Here is a 9393-nt window from a genome sequence, read left to right as displayed (position 1 = left end):
TATTATCTTATCTCCATATCACTCTTATCTCCTTATCCCCTTTCTTACACTTTTGATATATAGCCTGAACGGTTACAAAAAATAAAATCAGTGTTTCATCTGTGTCCATCTGTGGCTGAATAGTTACCTTTTTTGTAACCGTTCAGGTCTTGAGTTACTAATATTGATTGAGATTTCGGAACACTTACAAAATATTGAATGTAGAATATCGAATGTAGAATGTTCAAAGTATAAAAACGGCCAAACAGAAAAATCCAGAAACTTCATCATTCTACATTCAGTATTCTACATTCGATATTCAATATTATTCCTGTTACCTGAACGATTACCCTTTTTTTGTGCATTTCGGATCTCTCGTTGTTTATTAATCTTTTAATACTTATATTCGACTAACTGTTTTTAAGCCTTTTTACGAGTCCCTTTATTTTCATGATTCTTTGTGAGTTGCAGACTCATGGGCGTTTTTCTTCCGTTTTATCCGTATTAATCTGTGGCTGAATAGTTACAAAGGAGGTAATAATATGTTCACTCAACAAAAAATATGGCTATTAGCAGGGATTATTATTTGTGGGTTAGGGTTAAATTCCTATGTTTATGGATTTGAGCCTGAGAAAGAAATATTGATTCAGATTGAGATAAAAAATCATGACCAGATTGCAGAATTTATCAATATGCGTCTAACTTTAACCGATGCGACTCAAACTTATGTCAGGGCAATTGTAACCGAAGATGAATTGAATATGCTCAAAAATAAAGGATATAAAATTAATGTCCTGGTAGAAGATATGGTAAAAGAGATGAAGGCGGTTAGAGAGAGGGAAAACTTCCATGATTATAATGAACTAACGGTTGAATTAACACAAATAGCCGCAAATTACCCATATATCGCTAAACTATATGACATCGGTGATAGCGTTGAGGGAAGAAATATGTGGGCGATGAAAATAACGGATAACCCTGAAGTAGAAGAGAATGAAGCGGAAGTTTGCTTGATGGGGGCTCATCATGGAAATGAATTTATGTCTGTTGAAATACCGCTAAATATGGCTCATTATCTTACAGAAAATTACGGAATAGACCCAGAAGTAACATATCTTGTGAATAATCGAGAGATATGGATAGTGCCGATGGTCAATCCTGATGGAATTATGGTTGGTAGCAGATATAACGCTAATGGAGTTGATTTAAACCGTGATTATGGTTACCAGTGGGATAAGTGGGGTAATAGCTGGTATCCATTTTCTCAACCAGAAACTCAAGCAATGCGTAATTTATTCCTCGATAACCCATTTACACTCTCTTTATCGTATCACTGTTCTGGTGATATCGTAAATTATGTCTGGAATTTCAGCCCTCATCCTACCCCGGATGAACCATTAATTATTGACTTATCTGAAGGCTATGCAGATTTTAATAATTACTGGGTAACAAATGGTTATGACTGGTATCAAACAAAGGGGGATACAAATGATTTTGCTTATGGCTGTCGAGGTGATATTGATTGGACAATTGAGCTGGCAAACAGTGGAATAGATATCGTTTGGCAAAAGAATAAAAATGCAATTCTGTATATAATTAAAGAGGCTAACAGACAGGGAATAGAAGGATTAGTAACCGATGCAAAAACCGGTAATCCTATTGTCGGAATGGTTAATGTCTTAGATGTTGGTTGGCCAATATTTACAGACCCCAAAATTGGAGATTATCACCGTATCCTTAAACCAGGAATATATACAGTTAAGTTCTCTGCTAATGGCTATGTGGATAAAACTATTTCAGGAGTAGTGGTAAATCCAGGAACTATGACTGTCCTCAATGTTAAATTAGATAAAAACTCAAATTATCATCACGGCTACAATGTCACATCCTGTAGATTTTACGACCCGTTCTCCTATCCCAATAACTTTAAAAATAATCCGACCGAAGCCGTTTATGCCTTAGGGCAACCTGATGGCCAATTTGCTTCCTTAGGCAAAGGTGGAGAGATTGAAATTGATATGGGTGTAGAAATTATTGATGGAACTGGGTCAGACTTCATTATTTATGAAGGAAATGATGGAATTAAAGAAGGTTATACAGTTTATGCAAGTAATAACTATGCTGGTCCCTGGAACCTCGTGGGTAATGGCATAGGCTCATCATACTTTGACCTGGCAAGTGCTGGATTATCTAAGGCAAGATATATTAAGATTGTTGATGATAATGATGGAAGTGCAACAGTGGATTATCCAGGGTTTGATATGGATGCAATCAGTGCCGGTAACATCTTTAACCCAATTATCATAATTTCCACTAATCAAAAGGAATATTCACCTCAAGAATCGTTAAACTCTACCGTGAGGCTTATTAATCCATCGCAACAAACTCAAACAGACCTCAAACTATGGATAGAAATTCCAGGCATACCTCCATTTACTTACCTTAATCTGTATGGTCTGACCATACCCGCTGGATATGACAATACATTTTCATATCTTACCTATACCTTTACTAACTCAGATGTGCAAGGGATTTATAAATTTGGTGGTAGATTATTATCCGTTATCACCGGTGATATAATGAGTGATGGGTCAACATATTTTGAGTTTATTAAATAGAGAAACGCTTATGTCCACAGCGTGGACACAAACGACGATGAAAATTAATGGGACGCAGATTTACAGGATTTACAAGATTTTAAAGAAAAACCACTAATGCACTATAAAAACATCAAGAAACTCTAAAGAAACAATTATAGAAATATAATAATAAAAAATTAATTTTAATCCTGTTCATCTGCGAAAATCTGCGTCCCATAACCTATTTTTCAGGAGAAGGATGATGAAAATAGTGGTAGGAGATAGAAGGTAGGAGGTAAGGAGATAGGCGTGAGGAGTGATGTTTTCTTTACTTTCTACTTTCTACTTCCTTATTCTCAGGAGAACCTAACATTTTGTATGTCTTTAAATAAAAAAGGGTTAAGGGGGCAGGAGAAAAAATTATTTTTTTCTCTTTCCCTTAACCCTTTTTCTTTTGTCATAGTGAGTTTAAACAGCGCTCTTTAAAGCTTCACCAGCCTTGAAAACTGGTACTTTCTTTGCCGCAATCTTAAGTGGAGCACCAGTGCGTGGATTTCTACCTTCTCTTGCAGAACGCTTTTTAACTGAGAAGCTCCCAAATCCAATCAACTGCACCTTATCTCCGTCTGCTAAAGCGTCTTTAATTCCATTTAAGACAGCCTCAACAGCCTCTGCGGCTTTTTTCTTGGTTAGACCTATTTCTGCTACCGCATTGACGAGATCTGCTTTCGTCATTCCTTATTCACCTCCTTTCAAACTTAAATATTGATTAAAAGATTAGAAGTAACTTATTCAGCCACAGATGAAACACTGAAAATTCGTAATCCGTGTGCGTAATTAGGCTGAAGGTTTTTCCTCCTTCTGCCCTCTGCTATTTATCCGTGCTAATCCGTGTTAATCAGTAGATGAATAGTTACGATATTCACTTTTTCAATCCTCTGATTTTATCATTCTTAACATTAAATCCTCAACCGCCTGTCGTGGATTTTTCATTTCAAAAAGCACCTTATAGACTTCATTGGTAATAGGAAGTTCACTCCCCACACTATTGGCTAATTCTTTAGCGGCTTTAGTTGTTGGCACTCCTTCAGCTACCATCACCATTGACGATAAAGCCTCTTGAAGTGGGATTCCCTTACCTATCATTTCTCCCAGATGCCTATTTCTACTATGCCTACTTGTGCAGGTGCAAACTAAATCTCCCAGACCACTTAACCCTAAAAATGTCGATTCTTTCGCCCCTAATATCTTTCCTATCCGAATAATTTCTACTAATCCTCTGGTAATAAGTGCAGATTTTGTATTATCTCCAAATCCCAGCCCATCACATATCCCGGCGGCGATGGCGATAATATTTTTTAATGCACCCCCTAATTCTACTCCGATTAAATCTGTATTAGTATATACCCTTAAACTGGATGTATTAAAGAGTTGTTGAATAAATTTTGCTATCTTTTCATCTGCGGCGGCGGCGACTATTGCCGTTGGGATTTTGCGACTTACTTCTTCTGCATGAGAAGGTCCTGAAATAACACCAATTTTTGCTGGAGATGGCAAAAATTCACTTATCACCTCTGAAATTCGTTTCATTGTTGAGATTTCTAAACCTTTTACTCCTGAAACTATCACGACATCAGATTCAATCATTGGTGGTAACTGTCTAACGACATCTCTTACTGCTTGTGACGGAACGGCTATAATTATTACCTCTGCCTCTTTTACTACCTCCTCTAAACAACTTGTTATATAAATTTCTGCTGGAATAGAAATACCTGATAAAAACCTTACATTCTCCCGCTTATTTCTTATTATCTCTACCTGCTCATTGGAAAACTCCCATATTTTAACGCAAAATCCCTTTTCATAAAGTTCGATAGCTAATGTTGTCCCCCAGGAACCACCGCCTAAAACTCCAATCTCTACATCCATTTTAACAATCATATCATATTCTTTAAAAAAATGCAAGTATTTTTTTTAATAAAATTAACAAATTTTTGCGATAAACATTAGGAGTTTAAGATTTTTTAATATCAAATTTATGTTCCTGACCAGTTATAAGTCTTTTAATATTAGGTATATGCCTTATCACAATGAGCAAGGAAACTACCAGAGCAAAAATTATTATTTCTGGCTCCTCTTTAAAAAATAAAAGCAACACCGGGATAAATATCGCGGCTATAATTGAACCTATAGAAATATATCTTGATATAGCCACAACTAATAGAAATACTAACAAGGCAATCAGCACAGGGATAGGTGTCAACCCCAGAAATACTCCTAATCCTGTGGCGACTCCTTTTCCCCCTTTAAATTTAAGGAAAACTGTCCAGATATGTCCAATAATCGCCCCTAAACCAGCCATAATCTGGTATATCGTAGCGAATGCTAATAAATTAACGAGACAAACCGGTAGAAATCCTTTCAGAATATCAATGATTAAAACACTTATGCCTGCGGTTTTTCCCACTATTCTATAAACATTACTTGCACCAACATTTCCACTTCCAACAGTTCTTATATCTACCTTCCCAAAAATTCTGCCAATAATGTATGCGGTAGGAATTGCCCCGATTAAATAGCTGAAAATGATGACTAATATAATTTCCACATAAATTCCCTTTCCCCTGAAAATAGCGAATTAGTGAATTAGAGATTAGTGAATTAGTATAGTATCCACAGACTCGTATCCTCTGGTGTAGAACAGATATTCCCCCTTAATAAAGGGGGGTAGGGGGTTGTTCTTCCATTATTTTCATCCCCCTTTGTGAGCCGCAGGCTCATGACCGTTTCTCTGATAATGATAATCACTAACCAATATTACCGATTGTCTCTTTCTTCCTTGCGGCTACGAGTAGCATCTCACCTAAATTCAAGTTATTAATTGATTTCAACATCAATCTTCTACATAGTCCTCTTATTTGTCGTCCCCATCCTTGAGGAATTTTGTAATCATAGTATCGTCTTAAATAGGTTTTTGTTTCTAAGTGTATTGGTTTCAAGTCACTTAATTCTAATAGTCGTTTAATCGTCGGTATTGAGAATAAAAATAGATGTTCTTCTGGGACAAAAAGCATCTCTTGAAATTTCCTTTTCCAGATTTTATGATGAATACTTTTTGAATTAGGTGTAGTTAGAAGAATCATACCATCAGGCTTTAGTATTCTTTCCACTTCTTTTAAAAACAGGAGGGGGTTTTGAGTATGTTCTATTAATTCTATCATCACGATTACATCAAAATATGAATCAGGAAATTTAATATCTTCAAGTTTTCCACTTGAGACTTTAACCTTTGTCTCTTCCTGAGCATAGGCGGATGCCCAGGGTGATAATTCTATGCCTTGAGCTTCCCAACCCGAGGCCTGAGCTAATTCCAGAAAATATCCTAACGCACACCCGACCTCAAGTAATTTCCCCTTCCCCGAACATAATAAATTGACTAATTCCATTATCGGTTTAAGTCTATAATTTATAATATCGTCTTTTCTGGCGATAAAGTCATGATAGCCTTGTGGATGTTGTGAATTAAAATACTCTTTTGGGTAAAATTCCTGAATGGCATTTTCATCTGGCTGAGGGTCAAGATAAATAAACCCACAATTTAGACATTCTTTAAAATTACACCCATTCAGGGCTTTTACTACTTTATAATCTCCAGATTTACAGAGGAGACAACTTCTTTTTTCAAGCATTGTTTTTTCTTTCAGATTGTATTTGGAATAACTTCTCTTGAACTGAGGTTAATGAGATAACAGTTTCCTGACAATAAGTTGATATTTCCTCAAAGAAATTTTTACAGGCTGTGGCTTTTACTACAGGGTCTGTGCTTAAACTAAACCTTTCCATGCGAAATAATAAGGATTCTAAATTCCAGCTACTAAGTCTCATAAACCCTCGATGATTTTCAATTATCCGATGATATAAAATTCCAAGTTCTTTGAACATCTTCATTGCTTTTTTATCAATGTGATTATCTGCTATTGTTTCGAGTAGTCTATTGGCTAACGCAGTGCCTTCTTTACCAATAAATTGAACCTTTTTCCAATCCTTTATTATTCTTTCCATTTCATTTAAAAGGTTATTCATATCCGGCAAAACATAAGAGTTATAAGCCTGTTGCAGGATTTGGTCAATATTGATTGATTTTTGACAATATTTCTCAATGGTTTCTTTTAAGGTAAGGATTTTCGTTCCTGGTATTTTTGCTCCCCCTTCAGTGGCATCAATACAGAGTGTCTGGGGCATTTCACTTATCTGATGTTCAAACCACTTAATCCATGTCCACATACCTTGAACTGTCTTCACTTTACCGCCATAAACATCTTCCACCCACATAAACTCGACTGTTGGCCATATTTTTTCTGCTTCTTCAAATCGTTCTTTTTTCACGCCAGAAGTATATACTTTATCATCCGGGAATCCTAAGTCCTGACCAATAAAAATAATTGGGTTAGCCGCACCTCTTCGCGCCAGGTCAAAAGCCGCGGTTGACACAGAGCCACCCAGTTTAATTGTTCCTTTAACCCCGATGAATGTTTCAATCCAATCCAATAATGGGTGTCCAAAACTACTTACAAATATCTTTGAAATAGCAGATAAAAATGTTTCAGGATAAACAGCAGGCCCGGCAATTAAATATATATCGGATATATCTAAATCTTTTAAATAATAATTATAATTTTTTGCCGTAGCATCAATCGTAATTACCAGATCTGGTTTAATATTATGATTAAATAAGGTTCTTAATGCAGTATCTACACATATAATTACCGCTTTATCTTTAGCCTCTTTTAAATGCATGACATTTTTATCAAGTGAAGGTCCTGCGGCAACTATAATTACCGGCATATTTTGAAATCTCCCATATAATGTTCTTAATCCAGGACATTTTATAATGATTGGAAGATTGATTAAAATCTGGTTTTGCCAGAGTGTTGCATTTTCTGCAAGTGTGGCTAAATTTTGACGCCCGACAACAGTTGCTTCTTCGAGTAAAGTTTTTACTTCTTCATAATAAAGAGGATTTTTGGCAAGTGAGGGTTTATGTTCAGCAACGGTTATATCAGGAATGGTATTTATTTTATAGTAATTATCTATTCGAGAACGCACTGCATACGGAGCAAATTCTCCAATGGCAAGTTTAACATTTGGTCTTTTTAAGATAGGAGTCAGGTCTATTATTTTAAGTAATGCCTTGAATGTTGCTATATCCGGGTCAACTACCAATACAAGTGTTTTTTCCTGAGTCCGTTCTACCAGTTCGCGGACATGAGTCCCCATTCCAAACCCTAACACCGCCAGGGTATTAATATAACTCAAATTAATCTTCGGGTCAATAATTGGTGTAGCCGATAAAGAGGTAACATCAATATTTTGAGCAGGAATTACTTCTTCTAATCGTTTTGCTAACAGCGGTTGTCTTTTTCTCAATAATTCCATATTTAAGTCGAAGTAATCCATCTTTTTTATTCTCTTCCTGGTAACTGTTCAGCCACTGATTAACACGGATTAGCACGGATAAAACGGAGACGAAACGCCTATGAGTCTGCAACTCACAAAGGATGATGAAAATAAAGGGGTTCGGGAATAAAAGAATCCCCTAATCCCGAAATCCGAACCCCGAACCCCGATTTTCAGAGAAAAAAGAAAGATTCTGGACAAACATCTATCTTTTTAACTTTTTACTTTTCCAGTTTCATCCGTGTTCATCCATGGCTGAAGAGTTACTATAATTCTAAACTTTTCAGTTTTTCTCTTTGTTTATTCAAAAATTTAAGTTTTTCCTCGTAATCTGTTTGTTCTAACTGTGGTTTCATAAGCCTTTTTTTCAGATGTTGAATAAAGGATAGTTGTAGTTTATCTTCCGCTCTACTTACTTGTGTTTTAATAAGGTCTATGACTTCCTTATCCTCTATCTCCGTTAATAAATTAATATTATGTTCACTGATGCCTAAAACTAATAATTTATTTCCGATTTCTACTATCTGAATATATTTATTAGGGGCTAAAAAGTGAGTGGCGATGGTTTGAATAAATTCTTGTTGCCGAGTAAGCCATCTTTGTCCTTTGAGGAAGAAACGAAGGACAAAATAAATAAGTGCCGCAATAATTACGAGTGAAACAACTGTCTTCCCCATCAGAACAAACAGATTAACATCGTATTTTTCCTTTTGGGGAGTTTCTTTAACCACATCTTTTGCAGAATCAATTATCTTCTCGCTTTCGTTGAATTCTGCTGGCTGTGACAATACCGTTGATTCAATAGTAGATAAAATTAAAATCAACCCAATGAATAAAAGTTTTTTCTTCACCATATTAATTTACTCTGGTAACTATTCAGCCACAGATGGATTCAGATGAAACACTGAAAATTCGTAATCCGTGTCCGTAATTAGGCTGAAGGTTTTTCCTCCTTCTGCCCTCTGCTATTTATCCGTGCTAATCCGTGTTAATTAGTGGCTGAATAGTTACCCTCCTTTTTATTCTGGCGCTCTTTGCGCCTTTGCGAAAGATTATTTGATAATCCCTAATTTACCTCTCTTCGTTGTCTGACCATCTGAGATAACATAGATGTAAATCCCGGAGGCAACTTTTTCATTGGCATCGTTTCTACAATCCCACTTCCACTCATTATTAATATCACCACTTATCTCTCTTTCAAACACCTTCTCTCCAACTATATTATAAATCTTTAGCTTTATTTTGTCAAGAGGTAATTTACTAAAAGTTATCTCATCCTTTGTTGGATTAGGATAACAATAGACATCATTTATAGAAAAAATCGGTATGGGAAGTGGCACAGAACTAACTATCATCCTGAATGCCCTTTTATCTCCAC

General features: G+C 35.9%; 8 protein-coding genes. 1 reads left to right on the top strand and 7 read right to left on the bottom strand.

The features are described 5' to 3' along the window. The first annotated feature begins 521 nt into the window (after positions 1-521). Positions 522-2597, top strand: coding sequence for a M14 family zinc carboxypeptidase (locus tag AB1414_10115; protein ID MEW6607787.1), 2076 nt, complete (start codon positions 522-524; stop codon positions 2595-2597). 429 nt (positions 2598-3026) lie between these two features. On the opposite strand, the gene AB1414_10110 is transcribed toward AB1414_10115, so the two are convergent. The 7 genes from AB1414_10110 to AB1414_10080 form a co-directional block, all read right to left on the bottom strand. Beyond that, positions 3027-3293, bottom strand: a complete 267-nt coding sequence (locus AB1414_10110) for an HU family DNA-binding protein (GenBank protein ID MEW6607786.1) — start codon at positions 3291-3293, stop codon at positions 3027-3029. 195 nt (positions 3294-3488) lie between these two features. After that, positions 3489-4499, bottom strand: coding sequence for an NAD(P)H-dependent glycerol-3-phosphate dehydrogenase (locus AB1414_10105; protein ID MEW6607785.1), 1011 nt, complete (start codon positions 4497-4499; stop codon positions 3489-3491). Between the two features lie 73 nt (positions 4500-4572). After that, entirely contained in the window at positions 4573-5172 is a 600-nt protein-coding gene (gene plsY / locus AB1414_10100) for a glycerol-3-phosphate 1-O-acyltransferase PlsY (GenBank protein MEW6607784.1), read from the bottom strand. A gap of 193 nt (positions 5173-5365) precedes the next feature. Then, positions 5366-6247 (bottom strand): class I SAM-dependent methyltransferase, encoded by an 882-nt coding sequence (locus tag AB1414_10095; GenBank protein ID MEW6607783.1) that lies wholly within the window; start codon positions 6245-6247, stop codon positions 5366-5368. Next, a complete protein-coding gene (locus AB1414_10090; protein MEW6607782.1) occupies positions 6240-8015 on the bottom strand; it encodes a 6-hydroxymethylpterin diphosphokinase MptE-like protein in 1776 nt (591 codons plus the stop codon). Before AB1414_10090 ends, AB1414_10095 begins: the two co-directional genes overlap by 8 nt. 266 nt (positions 8016-8281) lie before the next feature. Continuing rightward, a complete protein-coding gene (locus AB1414_10085) occupies positions 8282-8869 on the bottom strand; it encodes a flagellar biosynthetic protein FliO (GenBank protein MEW6607781.1) in 588 nt (195 codons plus the stop codon). Between the two features lie 198 nt (positions 8870-9067). Beyond that, positions 9068-9393 (bottom strand): T9SS type A sorting domain-containing protein (locus AB1414_10080; protein MEW6607780.1); only part of this gene is annotated, 326 nt, incomplete at its 5' end.

The sequence above is a fragment of the bacterium genome (assembly GCA_040755795.1).
Classification (GTDB): domain Bacteria; phylum UBA9089; class CG2-30-40-21; order CG2-30-40-21; family SBAY01; genus JBFLXS01.
This window is presented reverse-complemented; position numbering and strand designations above follow the sequence as displayed.

What these genes read in the sequence shown, in the direction of transcription:
- AB1414_10110 (MEW6607786.1), bottom strand. Translation starts at nt 3,293, where the DNA reads ATGACGAAAGCAGATCTCGTCAATGCGGTAGCAGAAATAGGTCTAACC.
- AB1414_10105 (MEW6607785.1), bottom strand. Translation starts at nt 4,499, where the DNA reads ATGATTGTTAAAATGGATGTAGAGATTGGAGTTTTAGGCGGTGGTTCC.
- AB1414_10085 (MEW6607781.1), bottom strand. Translation starts at nt 8,869, where the DNA reads ATGGTGAAGAAAAAACTTTTATTCATTGGGTTGATTTTAATTTTATCT.
- AB1414_10090 (MEW6607782.1), bottom strand. Translation starts at nt 8,015, where the DNA reads ATGGATTACTTCGACTTAAATATGGAATTATTGAGAAAAAGACAACCG.
- AB1414_10115 (MEW6607787.1), top strand. Translation starts at nt 522, where the DNA reads ATGTTCACTCAACAAAAAATATGGCTATTAGCAGGGATTATTATTTGT.
- AB1414_10095 (MEW6607783.1), bottom strand. Translation starts at nt 6,247, where the DNA reads ATGCTTGAAAAAAGAAGTTGTCTCCTCTGTAAATCTGGAGATTATAAA.